21 protein-coding genes are annotated in these 22,485 nt (G+C 70.2%); 8 read left to right on the top strand and 13 right to left on the bottom strand.

The window, feature by feature from the left end; all coding sequences use genetic code 11:
• Nucleotides 1-71: 71 nt before the first annotated feature.
• The 3 genes from ACIBST_RS12095 to ACIBST_RS12085 form a co-directional block, all read right to left on the bottom strand.
• On the bottom strand, nucleotides 72-1,466 hold the full coding sequence (locus ACIBST_RS12095; RefSeq protein WP_397171148.1) for a hypothetical protein: 1,395 nt from the start codon (nucleotides 1,464-1,466) through the stop codon (nucleotides 72-74).
• Nucleotides 1,467-1,901: 435 nt separating this feature from the next.
• Complete coding sequence (locus ACIBST_RS12090; RefSeq protein WP_397171147.1) at nucleotides 1,902-3,341, bottom strand: serine/threonine-protein kinase; 1,440 nt, start codon at nucleotides 3,339-3,341, stop codon at nucleotides 1,902-1,904.
• The gene (locus ACIBST_RS12085; protein WP_397171145.1) at nucleotides 3,331-4,833 is read right to left on the bottom strand and encodes a serine/threonine-protein kinase; all 1,503 of its coding nucleotides are present in this window, start codon (nucleotides 4,831-4,833) and stop codon (nucleotides 3,331-3,333) included. Before ACIBST_RS12085 ends, ACIBST_RS12090 begins: the two co-directional genes overlap by 11 nt.
• A 147-nt stretch (nucleotides 4,834-4,980) precedes the next feature.
• On the opposite strand from ACIBST_RS12085, the gene ACIBST_RS12080 reads away from it, so the two are divergent.
• Entirely contained in the window at nucleotides 4,981-6,705 is a 1,725-nt protein-coding gene (locus tag ACIBST_RS12080; protein WP_397162238.1) for a DEDD exonuclease domain-containing protein, read from the top strand.
• 17 nt (nucleotides 6,706-6,722) lie between these two features.
• Nucleotides 6,723-7,010: an Lrp/AsnC family transcriptional regulator gene (locus ACIBST_RS12075; RefSeq protein WP_125630767.1), complete on the top strand. Its 288-nt coding sequence runs from the start codon at nucleotides 6,723-6,725 to the stop codon at nucleotides 7,008-7,010.
• 311 nt (nucleotides 7,011-7,321) lie between these two features.
• Here ACIBST_RS12075 and ACIBST_RS12070 read toward each other — a convergent pair whose 3' ends face one another.
• From ACIBST_RS12070 to ACIBST_RS12055, 4 genes are read right to left on the bottom strand one after another with little or no spacing between them, the layout of a single operon-like run.
• A complete protein-coding gene (locus ACIBST_RS12070; protein WP_397171144.1) occupies nucleotides 7,322-8,980 on the bottom strand; it encodes a cytochrome bc complex cytochrome b subunit in 1,659 nt (552 codons plus the stop codon).
• Nucleotides 8,977-10,092, bottom strand: coding sequence for a Rieske 2Fe-2S domain-containing protein (locus ACIBST_RS12065; RefSeq protein WP_397171142.1), 1,116 nt, complete (start codon nucleotides 10,090-10,092; stop codon nucleotides 8,977-8,979). The genes ACIBST_RS12070 and ACIBST_RS12065 overlap by 4 nt, the downstream gene beginning before the upstream one ends.
• Nucleotides 10,089-10,898: a c-type cytochrome gene (locus ACIBST_RS12060; protein ID WP_397162240.1), complete on the bottom strand. Its 810-nt coding sequence runs from the start codon at nucleotides 10,896-10,898 to the stop codon at nucleotides 10,089-10,091. Before ACIBST_RS12060 ends, ACIBST_RS12065 begins: the two co-directional genes overlap by 4 nt.
• Nucleotides 10,899-10,912: 14 nt before the next feature.
• Nucleotides 10,913-11,563 carry a heme-copper oxidase subunit III gene (locus ACIBST_RS12055; protein ID WP_125630774.1) on the bottom strand — a complete coding sequence of 217 codons (651 nt, stop codon included), beginning with the start codon at nucleotides 11,561-11,563 and terminating at the stop codon, nucleotides 10,913-10,915.
• A gap of 207 nt (nucleotides 11,564-11,770) precedes the next feature.
• On the opposite strand from ACIBST_RS12055, the gene ACIBST_RS12050 reads away from it, so the two are divergent.
• Both ACIBST_RS12050 and trpD read left to right on the top strand, forming a co-directional pair.
• Complete coding sequence (locus ACIBST_RS12050; RefSeq protein WP_397171140.1) at nucleotides 11,771-12,169, top strand: hypothetical protein; 399 nt, start codon at nucleotides 11,771-11,773, stop codon at nucleotides 12,167-12,169.
• Nucleotides 12,170-12,175: 6 nt separating this feature from the next.
• Nucleotides 12,176-13,222, top strand: a complete 1,047-nt coding sequence (gene trpD / locus ACIBST_RS12045; RefSeq protein WP_397171139.1) for an anthranilate phosphoribosyltransferase — start codon at nucleotides 12,176-12,178, stop codon at nucleotides 13,220-13,222.
• A 108-nt stretch (nucleotides 13,223-13,330) separates the two neighbouring features.
• Here trpD and ACIBST_RS12040 read toward each other — a convergent pair whose 3' ends face one another.
• The 4 genes from ACIBST_RS12040 to ACIBST_RS12025 form a co-directional block, all read right to left on the bottom strand.
• Nucleotides 13,331-14,530 (bottom strand): Ig-like domain-containing protein, encoded by a 1,200-nt coding sequence (locus ACIBST_RS12040; protein ID WP_397171138.1) that lies wholly within the window; start codon nucleotides 14,528-14,530, stop codon nucleotides 13,331-13,333.
• A 141-nt stretch (nucleotides 14,531-14,671) separates the two neighbouring features.
• Nucleotides 14,672-15,085 (bottom strand): cytochrome c oxidase subunit 4, encoded by a 414-nt coding sequence (locus ACIBST_RS12035; RefSeq protein ID WP_397162242.1) that lies wholly within the window; start codon nucleotides 15,083-15,085, stop codon nucleotides 14,672-14,674.
• Nucleotides 15,085-16,746 carry a cytochrome c oxidase subunit I gene (gene ctaD / locus ACIBST_RS12030; protein ID WP_397171136.1) on the bottom strand — a complete coding sequence of 554 codons (1,662 nt, stop codon included), beginning with the start codon at nucleotides 16,744-16,746 and terminating at the stop codon, nucleotides 15,085-15,087. The genes ACIBST_RS12035 and ctaD overlap by 1 nt, the downstream gene beginning before the upstream one ends.
• Complete coding sequence (locus ACIBST_RS12025; RefSeq protein WP_397171134.1) at nucleotides 16,743-17,543, bottom strand: cytochrome c oxidase subunit II; 801 nt, start codon at nucleotides 17,541-17,543, stop codon at nucleotides 16,743-16,745. The genes ctaD and ACIBST_RS12025 overlap by 4 nt, the downstream gene beginning before the upstream one ends.
• Before the next feature lie 175 nt (nucleotides 17,544-17,718).
• On the opposite strand from ACIBST_RS12025, the gene ACIBST_RS12020 reads away from it, so the two are divergent.
• The 3 genes from ACIBST_RS12020 to ACIBST_RS12010 are packed head-to-tail and all read left to right on the top strand — an operon-like array spanning nucleotide 17,719 to nucleotide 19,586.
• Nucleotides 17,719-18,861, top strand: coding sequence for a cysteine desulfurase family protein (locus tag ACIBST_RS12020; protein ID WP_397171132.1), 1,143 nt, complete (start codon nucleotides 17,719-17,721; stop codon nucleotides 18,859-18,861).
• Complete coding sequence (locus ACIBST_RS12015; protein ID WP_352353344.1) at nucleotides 18,858-19,103, top strand: sulfurtransferase TusA family protein; 246 nt, start codon at nucleotides 18,858-18,860, stop codon at nucleotides 19,101-19,103. The genes ACIBST_RS12020 and ACIBST_RS12015 overlap by 4 nt, the downstream gene beginning before the upstream one ends.
• Before the next feature lie 54 nt (nucleotides 19,104-19,157).
• Nucleotides 19,158-19,586, top strand: coding sequence for a CBS domain-containing protein (locus tag ACIBST_RS12010; RefSeq protein WP_358294148.1), 429 nt, complete (start codon nucleotides 19,158-19,160; stop codon nucleotides 19,584-19,586).
• Nucleotides 19,587-19,640: 54 nt separating this feature from the next.
• Here ACIBST_RS12010 and ACIBST_RS12005 read toward each other — a convergent pair whose 3' ends face one another.
• Nucleotides 19,641-20,627: a carbohydrate kinase family protein gene (locus tag ACIBST_RS12005; RefSeq protein WP_397171130.1), complete on the bottom strand. Its 987-nt coding sequence runs from the start codon at nucleotides 20,625-20,627 to the stop codon at nucleotides 19,641-19,643.
• A gap of 108 nt (nucleotides 20,628-20,735) precedes the next feature.
• A complete protein-coding gene (gene erpA / locus ACIBST_RS12000; protein ID WP_049566397.1) occupies nucleotides 20,736-21,089 on the bottom strand; it encodes an iron-sulfur cluster insertion protein ErpA in 354 nt (117 codons plus the stop codon).
• Between the two features lie 157 nt (nucleotides 21,090-21,246).
• Here erpA and nadA point away from each other — a divergent pair, with 157 nt between their 5' ends.
• Nucleotides 21,247-22,404 (top strand): quinolinate synthase NadA, encoded by a 1,158-nt coding sequence (gene nadA, locus ACIBST_RS11995; RefSeq protein ID WP_397171128.1) that lies wholly within the window; start codon nucleotides 21,247-21,249, stop codon nucleotides 22,402-22,404.
• Nucleotides 22,405-22,485: the final 81 nt, after the last annotated feature.

Below are 22,485 nucleotides of genomic sequence, written 5' to 3'. Positions count from 1 at the left end.
TTAACCGTTGGCGTAAATCGCCCACCGGGAGGACCGCCCGACGCCTGCGCCCTGGCGTCCGGCGCGGGGGCTCAGCTTCCGGCTGGTTGTTTGGCCAGTTCGGCGAGGTATGCCCTGGCCAGGGCGAGGGCGCCGTCCTGTGCCTCCTTGCGGGGCATGAGCCGGGCCTTGGGCGAGTTCGCCGGCTCGCCCTTCGGCCGCTCGGCGCCGGAGTAGTCGACCCTGACCACCAGCGCGCCGGTGCGCGCGATAACCGTGCCGCTGGAGGCCGACACCTCGCCCTGCCGGGTCTGCACGAACTGGCCGTACGCCTGGTCGCCGAGCCCCTCGATGTCGCTCAGCCGGCCCCACGTGATGCCGCCGATGGACGATCCGGCGGTGTTCTTGTCGCCGCCGTACTCGCCCGCGTAGTACGCCTTGGCCGCGCCCGGGTCGATCGCGCCCGCCCGGTTGGTGAAGCGGTGGGTGGTGATCAGCATGCTGCGGATCTTGACGTTCCCGGCCGCGCCCGGCAGGTCGAGGTTGAGCCAGCGGCACTCGGTCTCGTCGTCGTTGCCCGACTCGGTGGCGCGCGCCCTGGTGGTGGGCTCCGGCACCAGGCGGGTGGCGGCCTCCGTGACGGCCTGGCAGGCGGGCGGGAAGGCGGCCAGCTCGGTGGGCGAGGGCGTCGGGCGGGCGGCCGGGCTCTGGGTGGCCGTGGCCTGGTCGGGCTTGGCCAGCACGCCGGGGTGTTGCGCCTGCCAGGCGGCCACCCCCTTGGCGAAGTACGCGATCAGGCCGCTGACCTCGCGGATCGCGTTGTCCTCCGTGATGGATCTGGTGCTCTCGTTGGACAGGATCTGCGCGTCCTTGCGCTGCTGCCCGGCCTGGAACTTGACCCGGATCGTCATGTCCCCGACCTGGGCGTGGGCCTGGCCGAAGGAGTACCACAGCAGCTTGCCGTCGCGCCGCCAGGTGTACTGGGCGAACGCACCCTCGCCGACGCCGGGGACGTCCTTGACCGGGGAGACGTACTCCTTCTCGTCGGGGTCGAGCGAGGGCTTGGCGGTGGCGCCGTACTTGGCGCCCTGGAACTCGATCTCGTAGGAGTTCTGGGCCATCGAGCGGCCGGTCTTGGCGCCGTCGCCCTTGTGCTGCTCGATCCTGACGTCGATCTCCCTGCTGCGCCAGAACTCGCCGAACGAGATGCGCTGGTTCTGCCAGTTGCAGGTGAAGGCGACGGTGTAGTCGGAGTCCCTGGAGGACTTGGTCACCGTCGCGCCGGGGGCCAGCCGTTCGGCCTCGTCCGCGGGCAGCATCGAGCAGGCGTCCGGGCCGGGCGCGGCGGCGGCGGGCACCACGGACCGCGCCGCGGACGACGACGGCCCGGCGGCCGTCCCGGCGCCGCCCTTGCCGGACAGCAGCAGGTAGGCCCCCACGCCGCCCCCGGCCACCAGCACCACGAGGGCCGCGGCGAGGGTCGGCATCAACCAGGCCGGGCGGCGTCCGGGCCGACCGGCGGGCGGCCCGCCCATCGGCCCCGTGGGCGGCAACGACGGCGGCCCCCACTGAGGCTCCGGCGGCGGCCCCCACTGCGGACCAGGCTGCGGACCAGGCTGCGGACCAGGCTGCGGACCAGGCTGTGGGCCAGGCTGTGGGCCAGGCTGTGGGCCAGGCTGTGGGCCCGCCTGTGGACCGGGCTGCGGGCCCGGCTGCGGGCGAGGCGGCGGGCCCGGTCGCGGCGCGGAGGCCGGGCCCGGCGGCGGCGCCGGCGGCCTTCCCTGCGGCTCGAACCGCCTGCCCGGCACCGGATGAGGGGTGGTCGGCGGCTCGTACTCGCTACCGGGATTCACTGCGACTCCTGAGATTGCCGTGACTTGCGGTGAGACATGGCGAAGCGCCCCTTGCAGCACGCGTGACGGTCATCCCGGCAGCGCCCCGGAGACCAGCCGGGCGATCCGCAGGGCCGTCTCCTTGTCGACCGGCGTCTTGACCGACACCTCGTCGCGGTGCCAGACCACCTCGCCGAGCAGGTTGCTGGACCGGAAGAGCACGATGCTGTCGGACCGGCCGACCGTGCTGGAGGACATCAGCAGCTCGAAGCGGTTCTGCACGAACGCCGCCTCCCCCACCCCCGCGACGTCCACGACCTCGCCGGCGGCCGCCCGCGCCCGGGTGCCCTGCGCCGCGTTCCTGGTGCCCTTCTCGCTGGCGAACCGGCGCGCGGCCACCTGCGGCCCGCCGAGGTCGCCGTCGGGCTTCTCGATCCAGGTCCGTACGGTGATCCGCCGGGCCCGCCGCTCCTCCAGCCCCGCCACCCACTGGCACTCGCCCTCCCGGGTGGCGCTGCGCCGGACGGCGCCCTTCGCCAGCTCGGCGGCCTGGGCGTCGCCCAGCAGGCGGCAGGGGTCGGGGGCGGCGGCGTACCGGCCGGTATCGGGCTGACCGGCCACGGCGTCCACGGCGTACCAGCCGGCGCCGAGCACCGCGACGCCGGACGCGACGGCCACCGGCAGCAACCACCGCCGGCGCCGCCCCGGGACCGGGCCCGAGCGCACCGGCGCGCCGCTGAGCACCTGCCGGACCTGGGCCGCCGTGGGACGGGCGGCGGGCTCCTTGGCCAGCATCGCCATGAGCAGCCCGCCCAGCTCGCGGCCCGCCCGCTCGGGGAAGGGCGGGTCGTGCAGCAGCACCGCCGCCGCGACCGCGGCGGGAAGCTGCCGCTCGAACGGCGCCCGCCCCTCCACGGCGGTGTACAGGCTCGCGCCCAGCGACCACAGGTCGGACGCCGGGCCCGGCGCCTGCTCGTTGAGCCGCTCGGGCGCCATGTAGCCGGGCGAGCCGCCGCTGCCGCCGTCGCCCTGACCGCCCATGGGGACGGCGATGCCGAAGTCGGTCAGCATGGCCGAGCCGTCGGCGTCGAGCAGGATGTTGGCCGGTTTGACGTCGTGGTGGAGGATGCCGTGGGCGTGCGCGACCTCCAGCGCCGAGAGCACCTGCAGCCCGATGCGGGCGGCGTACGGGGGCGGCAGCGGCCCGTTCTCCCTGATCACCTTGTCCAGGGACCGGCCGGTGACCAGGTCCATGATGATCCACGGCTGGTCGCCGTCGAGCACCACGTCGTGCACGAGCACGATGGCCGGGTCGCGCAGGCGTCCGGCCGACCTGGCCTCGTGGATGGCGCGGCCGGCGAACTCGGACCGCTGGCGGGGGCTCAGCCCCTGCGGCACCCGCACCTGCTTGACGGCGACCTCGCGGTCGAGCGTCTCGTCCAGCGCCCGCCACACCGTGCCCGCGCCGCCCTGCCCGAGCTGCTCGACCAGCCGGTAGCGGCCGGCCAGCAGGTAGTGGTCACTTCGCACGGCGCAACGCCTGCTCGCTCGCCCGGGCCGCCTTGATCGCCGCCTGCCGGACGTCCTCGTCGGTCGGCTTGTCGGCCAGGGTGGCGTACTGGACGGCCACCACCAGGTTGGCGATCCGGTAGTAGACGTGGGCCGAGTGGACGCGGCCGGTCCTGCCCTTCAGCTCGAACGCGAACGCCTCCTCGCCGAGGCCCGTCAGGTCGTGGACGGGGGTGCGCGTGGAGCGCATGTTGGCCTTGACGCCGATCTCGGGCCAGGTCCAGTCGATCTGGTCGTACTTGGCCCAGTAGCGCTTCTGGTTCTGGAACAGCGTGCGGGCCGTGGCGGCGGTCATCGACCAGGGGTCGACGGTGTCGGAGTCCTTCTGCACCTGCAGCCCGATGCCGGTGCCGGCGGCCGGCCAGCCGCATTCCGGGCCCACCTCGTTGCTGTCCGGCTGGGCCTTGGGCGGGCTCTGGGTGCGCAGCAGGCCGCCGACGTCCTGCGGGGTGAGCAGGGTGCACACGTCCATCGGCACGGTGAACGCGGCCGGCGGCCCGTCGTCGTCGCGCAGCACGACGAAGCCGGTGGCCCCGGCGGCGACCACCAGCACGGCCGCGACCGCGCCCCACAGCAGCAGCGGCCGGCCGCGCCGGCCCACCCGGCGGGGCGCGGTCACCTGCTCGCCGGCCGCCAGGACGGGCGGCGGGCCGCCCGCGGCCACCTGCCTGAGCGCGTGCACGACGTTGCGCGGATCGGGACGGGCGTCAGGGTGGCGCGCCATCATGGCGGCCAGCAGCGGCCCGAGCGGCCCCGGCGCGACCGGCACCGGCTGCGTCACGGTCGCCCTGACCCGCTCGGCGATCGAGCCCTGGTAGGCGTTCCCGCCGGTCACGGCGACGAACAGGGTCGCGCCGAGCGACCACAGATCGCTGGACGGGCCGCCGGGCTCGCCCTCCAGCCGCTCGGGCGCGATGAACCCGGGCGAGCCGATCATGAGCCCCTGCTCGGTGAGCGCGGCCTGCCCCTCCTGCCGGGCGATGCCGAAGTCGGTCAGCACCACCCTGCCGCTGTCGGTCAGGAACACGTTGCCCGGCTTGACGTCGCGGTGCTGCAGCCCCTGGGCGTGGGCGGCCTCCAACGCCTCCAGCACGTCGGCGCCGACGCGGGCGGCGTACTCGGGGGGCATGGGGCCGAACTCGCGCACGGTGTCGGCCAGCGTACGGCCCCGCAGCAGCTCCATGACCAGCCACGGCCGCTCGTGCTCGACGATGACGTCGTGCAGCGCCACGATGCCGGGATGGCGCAGCCGGGCGGTGACCTGCGCCTCGCGCACGGCCCTGGTGACCGCGTCGGCGCGGTACTTGGACGGCATGCCCTCGGGCAGGGTGAGCTCCTTGACCGCGACCTCGCGGTCGAGCATCTCGTCCTTGGCCAGCCACACCTTCCCCATGCCGCCGGCGCCGAGTGGGCGCAGCAGGGCGTAGCGGCCGGCAAGTCTTCCCGCGGACATAAAGGGAAGGGTAACTAAGGATCAAGAAGGATGGTTATTTGAGCACGTTTCCCGTTCACCCCACCATGCCCTCCCGGGTGCTCTTCCCCGCGCTCCGGCGCGGTCCGGCGGAGTAACTGTCGGTCCCCCTCTCTATGGTCTTGGAACGTGGACGCGGTTCAAGGCACCCTCGACGAGCTCGGCACCCCGCTGAGCGACGTCACGTTCGTCGTGTTCGACCTGGAGACCACCGGCGGCTCGCCGGCCGAAGACTCGATCACCGAGATCGGCGCGGTCAAGGTGCGGGCGGGTGAGGTGCTGGGCGAGTTCTCCACCCTGGTCGACCCCGGCGGGCCGATCCCGCCGTTCATCTCGGTGCTGACCGGCATCACCGACGCCATGGTGGTGGCCGCCCCGCGCATCGAGGCGGTGCTGCCGAGCTTCCTGGAGTTCATCAAGGGCTCCACGCTGGTGGCCCACAACGCGGGCTTCGACACCCGCTTCGTCAAGGCCGCCTGCGCCGCCCACGGCTACCCCCCGCCCGCCAACCCCGTCGTCGACACCGTCGACCTGGCCCGGCGGGTGCTGACCCGCGACGAGACGCCCAACGCCAAGCTGTCCACGCTCGCCCGGTTCTTCCGCAGCCCCACCGAGCCGTGCCACCGCGCCCTCCAGGACGCCAGGGCCACCGTCGACGTGCTCCACGGGCTGATCGAGCGGGCCGGCTCCTTCCAGGTCCACACGCTGGAGGAGCTGAAGTCGTTCGTCCGCGCCCCCACGCCGGAGCAGCAGCGCAAGCGCCACCTGGCCGAGTCCGTCCCGCACGCCCCGGGCGTCTACTTCTTCGAGGACGACCGCGGCGAGGTGCTCTACATCGGCAAGAGCACCAACCTGCGCAACCGCGTGCGCTCCTACTTCACGGCCGCCGAGACCCGCCCGCGCATCCGCGAGATGATCGGCATCGCCGAGCGCGTGCGCCACGTCGTCTGCGCCACCGGGCTGGAGGCCGAGGTCAGGGAGCTGCGGCTGATCGGCGGCGCCAAGCCGCGCTACAACCGCCGCTCGCGCTTCCCGGAGAAGGTGGTCTGGCTCAAGCTCACCGCCGGCCCCTTCCCCCGCCTGTCGATCGTGCGCGAGCTGAAGGACGACGACGCCACCTACCTCGGCCCGTTCAGCAGCTCCCGCCTGGCCGACGAGGCCCGCATCGCCCTGCACGAGGCCGTGCCGCTGCGCCAGTGCACCCAGCCGATCAGCCTGCGCACCCGCCGGGCGGCCTGCGTCCTGCACGAGATGGGCCGCTGCGGCGCGCCCTGCGCGGGCAAGGAGAGCCCGGAGGAGTACGCCGCGCACGTCGAGAGCGCCCGCCGGGCCATGACCTCCGACGCCTCGCTCGTCTACACCGCCGTGTCGGCCCGCATGGAGCGCCTGTCGGTCGAGCAGCGCTACGAGGAGGCGTCCGTCGACCGCGACCGGCTGGCCGCGTTCGTCCGGGCGGCGGCCCGCATGCAGCGCCTGAGCGCCATCACCCGCATCCCCGAGCTCGTGGCCGCCAGCCCGGCCTTCGACGGCGGCTGGGACATCCACGTCGTCCGCTACGGGCGGCTGGCCGCGGCCGGCGTGATGCCGAAGGGCGCCCACCCCACGCCGTTCGTCGCCTCGCTCAAGGCCATGGCCGAGGCGGTCATCCCCGGCCCCGGCCCGGTCCACGCGGCCAGCGCCGAGGAGACCGAGTGCATCCTGCGCTGGCTGGAGTCGCCGGGCGTGCGGCTGGTCGAGGTCGACGGCGTGTGGTCGATGCCCGCCCGGGGCGCCGCCCGCCACAAGGCCCGCATCGATCTGGCCTACCGCGGGCTTGATCAGCGCCGCGACCGAGAGGGACGGCCTTTGCGATGACCGGATACAGTTAATACATGGTCACGGCAATCGTCCACATCAAGGCCGAGGTAGACCGGATCCCGGAGGTCGCCCAGACGATCGCCGAGATCGACGGGGTCAGCGAGGTCTACTCCATCACCGGCGAATGGGATCTGCTCGCCATGGTCAGGGTCGCCCGCTACGAGGAGGTGGCCGAGGTCATCCCCGGGCGGGTCAACAAGGTCGACGGCGTCGAGCACACCGAGACGCACATCGCCTTCCGCACTTACTCCAGGCACGACCTCGACGCCGCCTTCTCGATCGGCTTCCCCGAATCCGACTGATCCCCTCCCCCACGATCCCCGCGCAGGCCCCCGCGTAAGTCCCGCTTCCGCGTTCCCGCGTCCGCTTCCGCGTTCCCGCGTCCGTTCCTGCGTTCCCGCGTCCGTTCCCGCATTCCCGCGTCCCGTTTCGCGTCCGTCGCCTGCGGGCCGTTCTCCGCGTCCGTTCATGGGCCCGGCCGTTCTCCGGCCGGGCCCATGCGCGTTCCCGGCCCTGAACCGGTCCGGCGGGCGAGCCGTCGGCGGGCGGCCCGGAACGTGGAACGGCCCGGACGGGGAAACCCCGTCCGGGCCGATCTCGATCAGGCGAAACCCTAGTGGGTGAGGCTCCGGTCGTCGCCGGAACCGATCGCGGCGTGCTCGCCGTGCTCCCCGTGCTCGCCGTGGTGCCCCTCGTCGAGCGGGATCTTCTCCCCGCCGTACGCCTTGGACATCCGGCCGCGGAGCTTGCCGAGCGGGCCGCGCATGCCCTTGGGCGGGATGCCGGAGGCGTCCTCGTCCACGGGCAGGGCCGGCACCGCCTCCTTGCCCCGCATGTGGGCTTCAAGGTCGTCGGACGGCGGCGTGTGCACCTCGATGAACTCACCGTGCGGCAGCCGCTTGATGACACCCGACTCCACACCGTGCCCGATGACCGCGGCGTCGCTGCGCTGCAGGCCGAGGCACATGCGGTAGGTGATCAGGTAGGCCAGCGCCGGCCCCACGAACACCAGAGCCCGGCCGATGTACGTCGTCCAGTTGAGGCTGATGTGGAAGTTGGCCGAGATCTCGTCGTTGGCGCCGAGCAGCCACAGCACACCGTAGAACGTCATCGCCGAGATGCCGATCGCGGTGCGGTGGGGGTTGTTGCGCGGACGGTCGGCGACGTGGTGCTCGCGGTTGTCCCCGGTGACCCACCGTTCGATGAACGGGTAGAGCGCGAGACCGGTCATGATGATGCCCATCGGCACCAGCGCCGGGATGATCACGCTCAGCGGCAGCGTGCCCGCGTGGGCCGTGCCGAACAGGTTCCACTCCCACGGCGGCATGAGCCGCAGCGAGCCTTCGAGGAAGCCCATGTACCAGTCGGGCTGCGAACCGGCGGAGATGTCCGCCGGCGTGTACGGCCCGAACAACCAGATCGGGTTGATCTGGGCGAACGTCGCCAGCCCCGACACCACGGCGAGCGTGAACAGGAAGTAGGCGCCCGCCTTGGCCATGAAGGCCGGGTAGAACGGCGCGCCCACCACGTTCTGGTTGTTCCGCCCCTTGCCCGGCATCTGCGTGTGCTTCTGCACCCACATGAGCACCATGTGGGCCGAGACCAGCGCCAGCAGGATGCCCGGGATGAGCAGGATGTGCAGCGAGTAGAACCGGGAGATGACGTCCTCGCCCGGATACTCCCCGCCGAACAGGAAGAACGTGATGTACGTGCCCACCAGCGGCAGCGAGATCGCCACGCCCTCGGTGATCCGCAGACCGGCGCCGGAGAGCAGGTCGTCGGGGAGGGAGTAGCCGGTCAGGCCCTCGGCGAGCGCCAGGGTCAGCAGCAGCACGCCGATGATCCAGTTGAGCTCGCGCGGCTTGCGGTAGGCGCCGGTGAAGAACACCCGCAGCATGTGCACCGTCATGCCGGCCACGAAGAGCAGGGCCGCCCAGTGGTGCATCTGCCTCATCAGCAGACCACCCCGGACGTCGAAGCTGATCTCCAGCGACGACGCGTAGGCCTCCGACATCATGACGCCCTTGAGCGGCGCGTACGAGCCGTCGTAGGCGATCTCGCCCATGCTCGGCTTGAACCACAGCGTCAGGAACGTACCGGTGAGCAGCAGGATGATGAACGAGTAGAGCGCGATCTCACCCAGCAGGAACGACCAGTGGTCAGGGAAGATCTTGCGCAGGTTGCGCTTGAGGAAGTTCGCCCCGCCCAGACGTTCGTCGAGGAAGGTCGACGGCCCGGCGATGGCCTTCGGTACGGCGTTCAGGTCGCTCATGCCTGGCCTCCCTTCTCCCTGGCCTCGGCCTCGGCGTCGCCGCGTTCCCAGAAGCTGGGACCGACGGGCACGTTGAAGTCACCCTGGGCGATCAGATAGCCCTCGCTGTCGACGGTGATGGGCAGCTGCGGCAGCGGCCGGGCGGCCGGGCCGAAGATGACCTTCGCGCCGTCGGCCGCGTCGAACGTCGACTGGTGGCACGGGCACAGGATGTGGTGGGTGGTCTGCTCGTAGAGCGCCGCCGGGCAGCCGACGTGCGTGCAGATCTTGGAGTAGGCGACGATGCCGTCGTGCGTCCAGTTCTGCTTGACGCCGCCCTTGAGCTCCTCCGGACGGAACTTGATCAGGATCAGCGTGGCCTTGGCGAGGGCGTTGAGGTCGTGCTCGTAACCCTCGGGGACCACCGACAGGATGCCGCCGGGCGAGTTGAAGTCGGCCGCGCGGATCGGCTGGCCGGTGCCCTCGACGACCAGGCGCAGCGGCTTGCCCTCCTTGGTCTTCTCACCCCAGACCGTGTGGCGCAGCAGCTTGTTGAACTTCGCGCCGGGCATCTTGGAGTTGTCGAGGTCGCGCAGCAGCACCAGCGGCACCAGGCCGAGCGGCGCGGCGGCCAGCAGCAGCGTGCGGCGCATCAGCTTGCGCTTGACGAAGCCGCTCTCGTTGGCGCCCTGCAGGAACGTCTCGGCGACGACCTCGCGGTCATCCTCGTCGGAGGCCATCGTGTGGCGCTCCTGGACCAGCGCGTACTTCGGCATCATCTGGCGGACCCAGACCACGATGCCGACCGCGAGGCCGAGGACGGCCAGGGTCAGCGTGCCGCCGAGGGCGAGGTTGGAGACCCCCGTCGCCTCGGGGCTGCCGACCTGGAACACCACATAGGAGATGAGGAAGGCGATGCCGGCCAGGAAGGTGATCGCGAAGCAGAGCGCCACGATCTTCTCGGCCTTGCGGGCCTTGGCCTCGTCCGGCAGCGTCACGCCCGGGACGTCGCGGTCGGCGACGTCTTCCTTGTCCGCGGCGCCCAGCATCGACGTGCCCGGCGCGGGAGTGCCGATGACGCGCTTGGGCACGCGTTCGTCCGGCTGCTCGATCTCGTGCTCGTTGTCTGTCATGACTTCTGTCGCTTCTTCGCGGTGATCCAGATGGCGGCGAGGGCTAGGGCGGCGATGCCTACCACGAACGCTACGAGACCTTCGGTGACCGGGCCGATGCGCCCGAGGCCGAACCCTCCGGGGTCCTTCTGCTCACGGACCTGGGTGATGTACGCGATCATGCTGCGCTTCTCCTCAGGCGTGATCGTCGAGTCGTTGAAGACCGGCATCGCCTGCGGGCCGGTGACCATCGCCTCGTAGATCTGCGTCGGTGAGGACTCGTTGAGGTTGGGCGCGTACTTGCCCTGCGTCAGGGCACCGCCGGAACCGGCCCAGTTGTGGCACTGGATGCAGTTGGCCCGGAACAGCTCGCCGCCCTTGCCGGCGTCACCGAGCTTGGGGTCGACCTGCTCCTTGCCCGGGACCTGCGGGCCGCCGCCGAGCGACTGCACGTAGGCGGCGACCTGACGGGTCGTCTCCTCGGTGACCCAGTGGGCCGGGGGCTTGCGCGGCGCCTGCGGGCCGGGGTTGGCGGCGGGCATGCGGCCGGTGCTCATCTGGAAGTCGACCGCCGCGGCGCCGACGCCGACGAGCGTGGGGGCGGTGTTGGTGCCCTCCGCGTTCATGCCGTGGCAGCTCGAGCAGTGGGCCACGAACAGGCTCTTGCCCTCGGCCACGTCGTCGACCTTGCCTGCCGCCAGCGCCGCGTCGGCAGGCTTGCCCGCCTGGACAAAGGCGGCGTATACCATCCCGACCAGCGCCAACGCCAAAATCAGGACGGCGTATCTCGCGAGGGGATGCCGCCGCCAAGCGGTGATCCTAGTCACAGAGATCCCGTTCCTTAACGAATGATGTAGATGGTCGCGAAAAGACCGATCCAGACGACGTCTACGAAGTGCCAGTAGTAGGACACGACGATCGCGCTGGTGGCCTGCTCATGCGTAAAGCGCTTCGCGGCGTACGTGCGTCCCAGCATGAACAGGAACGCGATCAGGCCACCGGTCACGTGCAGGCCGTGGAAGCCCGTCGTCAGGTAGAACACCGAGGTGTAAGCGTTGGCGGACAGGGTCGCGCCCTCTGACGCCAGCTCGCCGTACTCGTACAGCTGACCGGCGACGAAGATCGCGCCCATCAGGAAGCTGACGATGTACCAGAAGCGGAGCTTGCCGACCTGCCCCTTCTCCGCGGCCCACACGCCCAGCTGGCACGTCACACTCGACAGGACCAGGATGATCGTGTTGACCGTCGCGAACGGGATGTTCAGGTGAGCGCCTTCTGCCTCAACGCCTGCAGGAAGGAAGGCAGGGCCCCACTCGATGCCCTTCCCCTCGCTCACCGACCGGATGGTGAAGTACATCGCGAACAGCGCCGCGAAGAACATGAGCTCAGAGGACAGCCAGACGATCGTCCCGACACTGACCAGGTTCGGCCGCCGGTACGACTGTGCTGTCGTCGTCGAAGTTATTGCGGATGCTGTCGCCACGGGCAGCATTATTGCGGCTCCGGTGTTCGGTCCGGCCAACGACCCCCCGTTAGGAGGAACAAACCGGCCATCAACCTGGGATAATTGGGACAAAACGCCTGTCAGACCCGGTGGCCTGGGATTGCATCCCGGCGCAACGGTACGATCCAGGTGACCATACAGCTTCGACCGATAGCGAGCGCGACAGTGACGTCCTCTGGGAGCACCGACGACACGATGAGGGTCCTCGTCTACAGCGACGACGCCACCACCCGGGCCGAGGTCCGCCAGGCGATCGGCCGGCGGCCGGCGGCCGACCTGCCCCTCGTCGAGATCATCGAGTGCGCCACCGAGCCCAAGGTCCACCAGTGGCTCGGCTCCGGCGAGATCGACGTGGCGGTCCTCGACGGCGAGACCCAGCCCGCCGGCGGCATGGGCATCTCCCGCCAGGCCAAGGACGAGGTCTACGACTGCCCGCCCGTCTGCCTGATCATCGCCAGGCGCGACGACCGCTGGCTGGCCGACTGGTCCAAGGCCGACGCCGTCGTCCCGCAGCCCATCGAGCCCATGGTCCTGGCCGACACCGTCGCCGACCTCATGCGCCGCCGTTCCGCCACCCGACTCAACGCGAAGTAGGTGCCCATGGACTCCCGGACGACCTGGCCGGCCCTGTTCTCCGCGCTCCTTTCCGGCGAGCACCTGTCGGCCGACGAGACGGCCTGGGCGATGCGGGAGATCTTCTCGGGCAACGCCACCTCCGCCCAGATCGCGGGCTTCGCGCTGGCCCTGCGGGCCAAGGGCGAGACGGTGGCCGAGGTGGTGGGCCTGGCCCGGACGATGCTGGAGTTCTCCACGCCGCTGACCGTCGAGGGGCCCGTCCTCGACGTCGTCGGCACGGGCGGCGACCGCGCCCACACCGTCAACGTCTCCACCATGGCCGCCATCGTGGCCGCCGCGGCGGGGGCCAGGGTCGTCAAGCACGGCAACCGCTCGGCCTCCTCGCTGTGCGGGGCCGCCGACGTCCTGGAGCACATGGGCATCAGGCTCGACCTGACGCCCGAGCAGACCGCGCGGGTGGCGCGCGAGGCGGGCATCGCCTTCTGCTTCGCGCCCGTCTACCACCCGGCGCTGCGCTTCGCCGGCCCGGCGCGCAAGGAGATCGGCGTCCCGACGGTCTTCAACTTCCTGGGCCCGCTGACCAACCCGGCCCGGCCCAGCGCCCAGGCCATCGGCGTCTACGACGCCCGCATGCTGCCCGTCATCGCCGGCGTCTTCGCCGAGCGCGGCGTGTCCGCCCTGGTCTTCCGCGGCGACGACGGGCTCGACGAGCTGACCATCACCGGCACCTCCACGGTGTGGGTGGTCCGCGACGGCACGGCCACCGAGGCCAGGTTCGACCCCGCGATCCTGGGCATCCCCCGGGCCGACGCGGGCGCGCTGCGCGGCGGCGACGTGCAGTTCAACGCCCAGGCCGTGCACGACGTGCTGGGCGGCAAGAAGGGGCCGGTGCGCGACGCCGTCCTGCTCAACACCGCCGCCGCGCTGGTCGCCCACGACGGCGCCGGCGACGACCTCGACACCGCGATGATCAAGGGCTACGAGCGCGCCACGCAGGCGATCGACTCCGGCCTGGCCTCCGACACGCTGCGCCGCTGGATCGAGGTCAGCAGCTCCTACCGCCCGTCGTGAGCGTGAGCGCGCCGCTGAGGCGCGCTCACGTCCTTCGCCGGTACGTATTGCCGAAAGGCCCTGGCAGAGCCTCCAGGGCCTGCTCAGGGCCGGTGGGCGGTCAGCGGCTCAGAAGGTGATGCTCGGGCCGTCCTTGAGCGTGCTCCACTTGAGCCAGTCCTTCCAGTTCTCCTGCCAGTGGCCCCACCCGTTGGTGGGCTCCAGCTTGCGCGGCGAGCCGGTGATGATGATCGGGTCCCCGATCAGGGTGTTCTTGATGAACCAGGCCGCGTTCTCCGGGCTGACGTTCACGCAGCCGTGGCTGACGTTGGAGTTGCCCTGGGAGCCCACCGACCAGGGCGCGCTGTGCACGTACTCGCCGCTGTTGGAGATGCGCACGGTGTTGTAGACGGTGAGCTGGTAGTAGCCCGACTGTCCCGGGCCGATGCCGGGCGAGGTCATGACGGTCACCGGCTCCCGCGACATCGCCAGGTGCACGCCCGAGGTGGTGTAGTACTTCCACTGGCCGCCCTGCCCGGCGCTCATCGGCATGGTGCGGATGCGCTTGCCGTCCCGGCGGACCGTCAGCACGTGCTCGTCGGTGCTGCCCCGGGTGATCTGGGAGCGGCCGATCTTGAAGTCGAGGGTGACGTCGCGCTTGCCGTACAGGCCGGGGCCGCCGCGCACGCCGGCCAGCTTCGCCTCCAGCCGCACCTTCGTGTACGCCGGCCAGTACTCCTCCGGCCGGAAGTCCACATGGCTGTCGTCGAACCAGTGCCAGGCCCCGTCCACCGGCTTGGAGCTGCGGATGGTCAGGTTGCGCTCGACGGCCACCCGGTCGCTCACCGGCTTGTCGAAGGCGATCATGACGGGCATGCCGATGCCGACCGTCAGCCCGGTGTCGTCCTTGTTGGGGGTGATCGTCTGGATGTCGAAGGTCTTGTCGCCCTTGACGGTGCTGAACGTGCTGGAGGTCTCGCTCTGCTTGCCCGAGGCGTCCACGCTGACGACAGTGACCGTGTAGCCGGCGCTGGGCCGGGCGGTGGTCGTGCTGCGCCAGCGGGTGCCGTCGCCGCTCAGGACGCCCTTCAGCCGGCCCGCCTTGCCGCCGTCCACCCGGACGCTCTTGATCGTGCCGCCGTGCGCGGACACCACCACGGGCTGGTCGGTGGCCACGTTCACGGCCTTGTCCTGCGGTGTGACGCCCACCGCCGGCTGCCGCGCGACCGCGGTCAGCTCCTTCGTCTCGTTCGCCGCGCCGCTCAGCGAGCACGCCGTGAGCAGCGCCAGGGCCAGCAGGCCGGCCGATCCATTCGCCACGCGTCTCACGAGTGACCCCCTCGCCCAAGATCCAACCTTCTCCTCCCTTATTACCCTGAGTGATCTATTCACGACATCCGTGACCTGGTAAAGAACACGAAAAAGCGGGCGTCCTCCCCTATGGGAAGGACGCCCGCTTCGAGTCGCTTGTCAGTGCGAGAAGTTGCCCCGGTAGTACTGGAACACGAACCCGATCATGGCCATGATGATCAGGAACACGCCGATCAGGAACATCCAGAAGCCGATCACGAACCCGGCGAAGGCGAAGGCCGCCGCCAGGCACAGGAACAGCGGCCACCAGCTGCTCGGGCTGAAGAAGCCGATCTCGCCGGCGCCCTCGCTGATGTCAGCCTGCTTGTCGTCCTCCGGCTGGGCGCCGATGCGCCGCGCGGTGAACATCAGGTAGTAGCCCACCATGAAGGCGAACCCGACCGAGATCGCCATGGCGGTGGTGCCCACGGGCTCACCGTGGCCGGTCGCGGCCTTGGTCCAGAACCAGTAGCCGACGTCGACACCGGCGAAGAACAGGCCGCACAGCAGGAACAGCCAACCCTGGACCTTCATCAGGCCTCCACCTCCGTGGCGGACTTGGCGGACATGTGCGGGTAGTGCAGGTCGAACGCCGGGCGCTCGGACCGGATGCGCGGCAGCGAGGTGAAGTTGTGCCGCGGCGGCGGGCAGGAGGTCGCCCACTCCAGCGAGCCGCCGTAACCCCACGGGTCGTCGACGGTGACCTTGACGCCCGAGCGCCAGGTCTTCCAGACGTTGTAGAAGAACGGCAGCGTCGAGGCGCCCAGGATGAACGCGCCGACCGACGAGATCATGTTCAGGTCGGTGAAGCCGTCGGCCGCGCTGTAGTCGGCGTACCGGCGGGGGAAGCCGACCATGCCCAGCCAGTGCTGGACGAGGAAGGTGGTGTGGAAGCCGATGAACAGCAGCCAGAAGTGCACCTTGCCCAGCTTGTCGTCGAGCATCTTGCCGGTGAACTTGGGCCACCAGAAGTAGAAGCCGGCGAACATGGCGAACACGACCGTGCCGAAGACCACGTAGTGGAAGTGGGCGACGACGAAGTAGGTGTCGCTGATCTGGAAGTCGAGCGGCGGCGAGGCCAGGATGACGCCGGTCAGGCCACCGAGCAGGAAGGTGATCAGGAAGCCGACGGAGAACAGCATCGGCGCCTCGAACGACAGGTGACCCCGCCACATCGTGCCGATCCAGTTGAAGAACTTCACGCCCGTCGGCACCGCGATGAGGAACGTCATGAACGAGAAGAACGGCAGCAGGACCTGCCCGGTCGGGAACATGTGGTGCGCCCAGACCGTGATGGACAGACCGGCGATCGCGATGGTGGCGCCGACCAGGCCGATGTAGCCGAAGATCGGCTTACGGCTGAAGACCGGCAGGATCTCGGTCACGATGCCGAAGAACGGCAGCGCGATGATGTACACCTCGGGATGGCCGAAGAACCAGAACAGGTGTTGCCACAGGATCGGCCCGCCGTTGGCCGGGTCGAAGATGTGCGTGCCGAGCTTGCGGTCGGCCTCCAGGGCCAGCAGCGCGGCGGCCAGCACGGGGAAGGCCATCAGCACGAGCATGCTGGTCAGCAGCACGTTCCAGGTGAAGATCGGCATGCGGAACATGGTCATGCCGGGCGCGCGCATGCAGATGATCGTGGTGATGAAGTTCACCGAGCCGAGGATCGTGCCGAGACCCGACAGGGCCAGGCCCATGATCCACAGGTCGCCGCCGATGCCGGGCGAGTGGATCGCGTTCGACAGCGGCGTGTAGGCGAACCAGCCGAAGGAGGCCGCGCCGCCCGGCGTCAGGAAGCCGGACACCGCGATGATGCTGCCGAACAGGTAGAGCCAGTAGCTGACCATGTTCAGGCGCGGGAAGGCCACGTCGGGGGCGCCGATCTGGAGCGGCATCAGCTCGTTGGCGAAGCCGGCGAACAGCGGCGTCGCGAACATCAGCAGCATGATCGTGCCGTGCATGGTGAACAGCTGGTTGAACTGCTCGTTGCTGGTGATCTGCAGCCCTGGCTGCGCCAGCTCGGCCCTCATGATCAGCGCCATGACGCCGCCGATCAGGAAGAAGGCGAACGACGTGATCAGGTACATGTGTCCGATGATCTTGTGATCAGTCGAGGACAGCCACTTGGCGATGATCTGGCCCTTGGTGACGGGCCGGACCGGTGCGCGAAGCGGTTCTTGGATGGCGGTCACTGGGCACTCCCAGCCTGGGTCGCGATGTACTGGTCGAACTCAGCCTGCTTGACGAGCTTCACCGAGAACAGCATCCGGCTGTGGTCGACGCCGCACAGCTCGGCGCACCGGCCGGCGTAGACGCCCACGCGGTCGTCGCCGAGCGTCTTGATCTCGAACTTGCGCCCCGGGTTGCCCTCGGGGATGCCGGGGATGATGTCCCGCTTGAACAGGAACTCGGGCACCCAGAACGAGTGGATCACGTCGTCGGTGGAGAGGTCGAACTCGACCTTGGTGTTCGTCGGCAGGACCAGCTGAGGGCCCTGGTGGTAGTCGTGCACCGGCATGCCTGCCACGGGCTGCGTCGTCTTGCCGTTGTAGGTCGTGGTGAAGCGCCAGCTCCACTGGTAGGCCTCGACCTTGACCTTGACGGGCGCGTCACCCGCGACGTCCGTGAGGGCCTTGCTGTCGCGGGCGGTGAAGAAGAAGAACACCGACACCATGACGAGCGGGACCACCGTGTAGAGGATCTCGATCGGCAGGTTGTAGCGCACCTGGGGCGGCAGTTCGGCCTTCCCCCTGCGCTTGCGGTGGAAGATCGCGGCCCAGACGATCAGGACGATGACGACGACGCCCGTGGCGAGTGCGGCGATCCAGGCCCCGTTCCACAGATGCTGAACGACCTTGGCCTGCTCGGTCACGCCCTCGGGCAGCAGGCCGTTGGACCAGTCGAACTTGGGAACGTCATTAGCACACGCCGTAGCAGTGGCCAGCAGCAACGCCAAAGCGGCGGCGCGCGGCACCCTGCGCCGGGCCAACGAACGCCGCGTCGTACGGCGAGTCGGACTCACGGATCGCCTACCCCACAGATGAAGCCCAAGAGTCTTTCCCTTGGGTGCTCGTATTTCCAAATGCACAGCTGATTGCAGACACATTAGCGTGCAGGTGTCCCGCCCTACCGCGCGACCCCTCGATGGCGCCGCAAGTGGGACGATGAGTCTCGTGGCGTATTTCGACGCGGCCTCGAGCGAGCCGCTGCACCCTCAGGCACGCGAGGCGCTGCTGGCGGCGATCGACGTCGGCTGGGCCGACCCCGCGAGACTGTACACCCAGGCCCGCCGCGCTCACCTGCTGCTGGAGCAGGCCCGCACGGAGGTGGCCGAGGCGCTCGGAGCGCGCCCCGACGAGGTGTCGTTCACCTCGTCCGGCACGCAGGCCGCGCATCTCGGCGTGCTCGGCACCCTACACGGCAGGCGCAGGGTCGGGCGTCATCTGGTCACCAGCGCGGTCGAGCACTCCAGCGTGCTGCACGCGGCCGGCGTGCACGAACGCGACGGCGGCACGGTCGAGACCGTGGGCGTGACCCTGGAGGGGCGGGTCGACCTCGACGCGTTCACCGAGGCGGTCGCGCGTCCCGGCACGGCGCTGGCCTGCCTCCAGACGGCCAACCACGAGGTGGGCACGGTGCAGCCGGTCGCCGAGGCCGCCGCCGCGTGCCGGGCGAGCGGGGTGCCGCTGCTGGTCGACGCGGCCCAGACCGCGGGCCGCATGCCGATCCCGCCGGGCTGGTCGGTGCTGACGGCGAGCGCCCACAAGTGGGGCGGCCCGGCCGGGGTCGGCGTGCTGGCGGTGCGCAAGGGCACCCGGTTCCGCTCGTTCCTGCCCGAGGACGAGCGCGAGCGGCGGCGGGTGCCGGGCTTCGAGAACGTGCCGGGCATCGTGGCCGCGGCGGCGGCGCTGCGCGCGATGAGCGCCGAGGCGGCGCAGGAGCAGGCGCGGCTGTCCACGCTGGTCGCCCGGATCAGGGAGACCGTGCCGAAGGTCGTGCCGGACGTCGAGGTGATCGGCGCCCCGGTCGTCCGGGCGCCCCACATCGTGACCTTCTCGTGTCTCTACGTCGACGGCGAGGCGCTGCTCACCGAGCTGGACAAGGCGGGATTCGCCGTATCGTCCGGAAGCTCGTGCACCGCTAGTACGCTTCGTCCATCGCACGTCCTCGAAGCGATGGGCGTGCTGACGCATGGAAATGTCCGGGTGTCGCTGCCCAGGGGCACGTCCGCGGCCGAGGTCGACCGGTTCCTGGCCGTGCTGCCCGATCTGGTGCGCCGCATCCGGCACGACGCAGGAGTCGCATGACCGAGGTAACTCAGCCGTCATTGACGATCGACGCGCTCGGGAAGAAGTGCCCGATCCCGATCATCATGCTCGCCGAGCAGATCAACCACGTGCCGCTCAACGCCGTGGTGGCGGTGCTGGCCGACGATCCGGCGGCCTACACCGACGTGCCGGCGTGGTGCCGGCTGAAGTCCCACCGCCATGTGGCCTCGTACGAGCTGCCCGAGGGCGGCTGGGCGATCCACGTGATGCGCAACTACTGACGGTTTGTGGGTAGAGCCCTCCCCTGACGGCACATCGACCATTCGGGGGAGAACATGGCCAAGGGGAACGAGACCGCCCGCGACGTGATGAGCACGGGCGCGGAGTGCATCGCCGCGCACGAGACGCTCGACCGGGCGGCCCAGATGATGCGCAGCAACGACGTGGGCGCGCTGCCCGTGTGCGGCCCCGACGACCGGGTGACCGGCATCATCACCGACCGCGACATCGTGATCAAGTGCGTCGCGGCCGGTCACGACCCCGCGCAGGTGACGGCGGGCGAGCTGGCGACCGGCCTGGTCTGGGTGACGGCGGACGCCACCGTGCAGGAGGCGCTGTCGCGCATGGAGCAGAACCAGATCAAGCGGCTGCCGGTGCTGGAGAACGAACGGATCGTCGGCATGATCAGCGAGGCCGACCTCGCCCGGTGCCTGCCGGACGACCAGCTCGCCGAGTTCGTGCACCGGGTGTACGCCAAGCGCTGACACCCGTACGGGGACCGCCCCGCCACGCCTGCGGGCGGGCGGGGCGCACGCATGTCAGGGGTGGTAGCAGCGCACGTGGCCGGCGATGTCGGCCGCGGCCTCGGCGCCGTAGGCGGCCGTGAAGCGCTCCAGGAAGACCTTCTGCCCCAGCTCGTACTCCTGACCGCCGACGCGCTCCAGCACGTGCGTGGCCGTCAGGTTGCCGATCTGGCCGCAGCGCTCCAGCGGCAGGCCCCAGGCCAGGCCGGACAGGAAGCCGGCCCGGAAGGCGTCGCCGACGCCCGTGGGGTCGGCCTTGCCGCGCTCGGGGGCCGGGGCGACCTGGATGGACGGCTCGCCCTTGCGGTCGATGACGGCGCCCTTGGGGCCGAGCGTGGTGACGCGGACGCCGACCCGGTCGAGGATCTCCTCGTCGGACCAGCCGGTCTTCTGCTCGATGAGCCCCTTCTCGTAGTCGTTGGAGAACAGGTAGGCGGCGCCGTCGACGAGCTGCCTGATCTGCTCGTCCTCCATGCGGGCGAGCTGCTGGGAGATGTCGGCGGCGAAGGGGATGCCGCGCTGGCGGCACTCGTCGGTGTGCCGCAGCATCGCGTCGGGGTCGTTGGGGCTGATCAGCACCAGGTCGAGGCCGCCGAGGCGGGAGGCGACCGGCTGCAGCTCGATCAGCCGCGCCTCGGCCATCGCCCCGGTGTAGAAGGAGGCGATCTGGTTGTGGTGCTCGTCGGTGGTGCACAGGAAGCGCGCGGTGTGCTGCGTCTCGGAGATGTGCACGGACTCGCAGTCGACGCCGTGACGCTCCAGCCAGGAGCGGTAGTCGGCGAAGTCGTTGCCGACGGCGCCCACCAGGATCGGCTTGAGGCCGAGGCAGCCCATGCCGAAGGCGATGTTGGCCGCGCAGCCGCCGCGACGGATCTGAAGGTCGTCGACCAGGAACGAGAGCGACACCCGGTCGAGCTGCTCGGCGATGAGCTGATCGCCGAAGCTTCCTGGGAACGTCATCAGGTGGTCTGTCGCGATGGAGCCGGTTACGGCGATGCGCACGGGATTCTTCTTCCTCGTTGTCAGCAGGCCAATGAGCCCCACGAGAATACGCGAAGGTCCCGCTCGCACAAAGGCGGGCGGGACCCCACAGGCCGAAGCCGTGACCCCTTAGTTGAACGAGTCGCCACAGGCGCAGGAGCCGGTGGCGTTGGGGTTGTCGATGGTGAAGCCCTGCTTCTCGATCGTGTCGACGAAGTCGATGCTGGCGCCCATCAGGTAGGGGGCGCTCATGCGGTCGGTGACCACGCTGACACCGCCGAAGTCCGTCACCACGTCACCGTCCATGGAACGGTCGTCGAAGAAGAGCTGGTAGCGCAGGCCGGAGCAACCACCCGGCTGCACGGCGACCCTCAGCTGCAGACCTTCCTCACCCTGCTGCTCCAGCAGGCTCTTGACCTTCGCGGCGGCCGCGTCAGTCAGGATCAGGCCCTGCGTCGTGGTCTCGCTGCTCTCAACCGTCATCTGCTGACTCCCTAACCCGGCTGTCTGTTTCCGACGTCCTACTGATGACGCTACCAACACCTCGCCCATGCCACACATTCCCGGGTCCCCTACCCCCGGAATAACCACGTTCGTCCATGTGTCATAGTGAGTATCGTCAAACCGACGATAAGGGGGTATGGCGATGGCCACCCAGACTGGGCTGCCGCTCTTCGTCCTCGGGCAGGGCGCCGATCCGCACAGCGAGAAGGGCGTCGACTGCCCCGGCGAGCTGCCGCCCGCGTCCGACCCTGACCTGGTCGAGCGCGCCCGCAAGGCCAAGGAGGCGCTGGGCGACCGCCTGTTCGTGCTGGGCCACCACTACCAGCGCGACGAGGTCATCCAGTTCGCCGACGTGACCGGCGACTCCTTCAAGCTGGCCCAGCAGGCCGCCGCGCGGCCCGAGGCGGAGTTCATCGTCTTCTGCGGCGTGCACTTCATGGCCGAGTCCGCCGACATCCTCACCGGCGAGGCCCACAAGGTGGTGCTGCCCGACCTGGCCGCCGGGTGCTCCATGGCCGACATGGCCACGTTCGACCAGGTGGAGGAGTGCTGGGAGGCCCTTGAGGACGCCGGTCTGGCCGGCGAGGTGGTCCCCGTCACGTACATGAACTCCAGCGCCGACATCAAGGCGTTCTGCGGGCGCAACGGCGGCGTGGTGTGCACCTCCTCCAACGCCAGGAGGGCCCTGGACTGGGCGTTCGAGCAGGGCCGCAAGGTGCTGTTCCTGCCCGACCAGCACCTCGGGCGCAACACGGCGGTGCTCGAGATGGGCATGTCCCTGGAGGACTGCGTGGTCTGGAACCCCCACCGCCCCGGCGGCGGGCTGACCCGCGAGCAGCTCGACCGGGCGCGGATGATCCTGTGGAAGGGCCACTGCTCGGTGCACGGCCGCTTCACGGCCGAGTCCGTCGACGACGTGCGCGCGCGCATCCCCGGCGTGAACGTGCTGGTCCACCCCGAGTGCCGGCACGAGGTGGTGCTCAAGGCCGACCACGTGGGCTCGACCGAGCACATCATCAAGACCCTCCAGGCCGCTCCCGCCGGGTCGAGCTGGGCCGTCGGCACCGAGCTGAACCTGGTCAAGCGGCTGGGCGCGATGTTCCCCGACAAGAACGTCTCGTTCCTGGACCGGACGGTCTGCTACTGCTCCACGATGAACCGGATCGACCTGCCGCACCTGGTGTGGGCGCTGGAGTCGCTCGTGCTGGGCGACGTCGTCAACCGGATCACGGTGGACGAGGACACCGCGCACTGGGCCAGGGTCGCGCTGGACCGCATGCTGGCGCTCCCGTAACGCCCTCCCCCGACGGGCCGGGCCCGTGGCGAGGAGCGCCCGCCCTCGCCGCGGGCCCGGCTCTTTCCGGCCCCGTCCGGT

It is taken from the genome of Nonomuraea sp. NPDC049684 (genome assembly GCF_044465345.1).
Taxonomy (GTDB): domain Bacteria; phylum Actinomycetota; class Actinomycetes; order Streptosporangiales; family Streptosporangiaceae; genus Nonomuraea.
Note: the sequence above shows the minus strand (reverse complement) of the source record. Positions and strands in the feature narration are given on the sequence as shown.

What these genes read in the sequence shown, in the direction of transcription:
- ACIBST_RS12095 (WP_397171148.1), bottom strand. Translation starts at nt 1,466, where the DNA reads ATGCCGACCCTCGCCGCGGCCCTCGTGGTGCTGGTGGCCGGGGGCGGC.
- ACIBST_RS12085 (WP_397171145.1), bottom strand. Translation starts at nt 4,833, where the DNA reads ATGTCCGCGGGAAGACTTGCCGGCCGCTACGCCCTGCTGCGCCCACTC.
- ACIBST_RS12075 (WP_125630767.1), top strand. Translation starts at nt 6,723, where the DNA reads ATGGTCACGGCAATCGTCCACATCAAGGCCGAGGTAGACCGGATCCCG.
- ACIBST_RS12070 (WP_397171144.1), bottom strand. Translation starts at nt 8,980, where the DNA reads ATGAGCGACCTGAACGCCGTACCGAAGGCCATCGCCGGGCCGTCGACC.
- ACIBST_RS12065 (WP_397171142.1), bottom strand. Translation starts at nt 10,092, where the DNA reads ATGACAGACAACGAGCACGAGATCGAGCAGCCGGACGAACGCGTGCCC.
- ACIBST_RS12055 (WP_125630774.1), bottom strand. Translation starts at nt 11,563, where the DNA reads ATGCTGCCCGTGGCGACAGCATCCGCAATAACTTCGACGACGACAGCA.
- ACIBST_RS12050 (WP_397171140.1), top strand. Translation starts at nt 11,771, where the DNA reads ATGAGGGTCCTCGTCTACAGCGACGACGCCACCACCCGGGCCGAGGTC.
- trpD (WP_397171139.1), top strand. Translation starts at nt 12,176, where the DNA reads ATGGACTCCCGGACGACCTGGCCGGCCCTGTTCTCCGCGCTCCTTTCC.
- ACIBST_RS12035 (WP_397162242.1), bottom strand. Translation starts at nt 15,085, where the DNA reads ATGAAGGTCCAGGGTTGGCTGTTCCTGCTGTGCGGCCTGTTCTTCGCC.
- ACIBST_RS12020 (WP_397171132.1), top strand. Translation starts at nt 17,719, where the DNA reads ATGAGTCTCGTGGCGTATTTCGACGCGGCCTCGAGCGAGCCGCTGCAC.
- ACIBST_RS12015 (WP_352353344.1), top strand. Translation starts at nt 18,858, where the DNA reads ATGACCGAGGTAACTCAGCCGTCATTGACGATCGACGCGCTCGGGAAG.
- ACIBST_RS12010 (WP_358294148.1), top strand. Translation starts at nt 19,158, where the DNA reads ATGGCCAAGGGGAACGAGACCGCCCGCGACGTGATGAGCACGGGCGCG.
- erpA (WP_049566397.1), bottom strand. Translation starts at nt 21,089, where the DNA reads ATGACGGTTGAGAGCAGCGAGACCACGACGCAGGGCCTGATCCTGACT.
- nadA (WP_397171128.1), top strand. Translation starts at nt 21,247, where the DNA reads ATGGCGATGGCCACCCAGACTGGGCTGCCGCTCTTCGTCCTCGGGCAG.